The organism is Amycolatopsis sp. SID8362 (assembly GCF_010550475.1).
Taxonomy (GTDB): Bacteria; Actinomycetota; Actinomycetes; order Mycobacteriales; family Pseudonocardiaceae; genus Amycolatopsis; species Amycolatopsis eburnea.
Genome location: NZ_JAAGNB010000375.1, coordinates 1 through 585, shown reverse-complemented (window position 1 = coordinate 585; position 585 = coordinate 1). Strand labels below are relative to the sequence as shown.

The following is a 585-nucleotide window of genomic DNA, read 5'->3' as shown; positions in this document are numbered from 1 at the left end:
GCTGCGCGGTCATGCCGCCGACGCCGGTCCACGGACCCCAGGCGAGCGACACCGCGGGCAGCCCGCGCGCGGCGCGGTGCTCCGCGAGGGCGTCGAGGTAGGCGTTGGCGGCGGCGTAGTTCGCCTGCCCGGCACCGCCGATGGTGCCCGCGACCGAGGAGAACAGCACGAACCCGTCGAGGTCCGCGGTCAGCTCGTGCAGCAGCCACGCGGCTTCGGCCTTCGGGCGCCACACGCGGTCGAACTGCTCGGCGGTCAGTGTTTCGACCGTGCCGTCGTCGAGCACCCCGGCCGCGTGCACCACGGCGGTCAGGCGGTGGCCGTCGAGGACCGCGGCGAGCGCGGCGCGATCGGTGACGTCGCAGGCGGCGACGGTCACCTCGGCCCCGGCGCCGGTCAGGTCGGTGACGTCGGCCTCGCCGCTGCGGCTGAGCAGCAGCAGGCGGCGCATGCCGTGCTCGGTCACCAGGTGCTTCGCCAGCAGGCGGCCGAGGCCACCGGTGCCGCCGGTGATGAGGACGGTCCCGTCGGGGTCCCAGCCCAGCGGCGCCGGTTCGGCCGTCGCCTTCGCGAGCCGCGGGACCT

The 585-nt window shown here is 76.2% G+C and carries 1 protein-coding gene; it reads right to left on the bottom strand.

Annotation, left to right across the window (positions count from 1 at the left end; genetic code table 11):
* Positions 1-585, bottom strand: a 585-nt coding sequence (locus G3I65_RS12000) for an SDR family NAD(P)-dependent oxidoreductase (RefSeq protein WP_160696171.1), incomplete at both ends; no start/stop codon positions are given.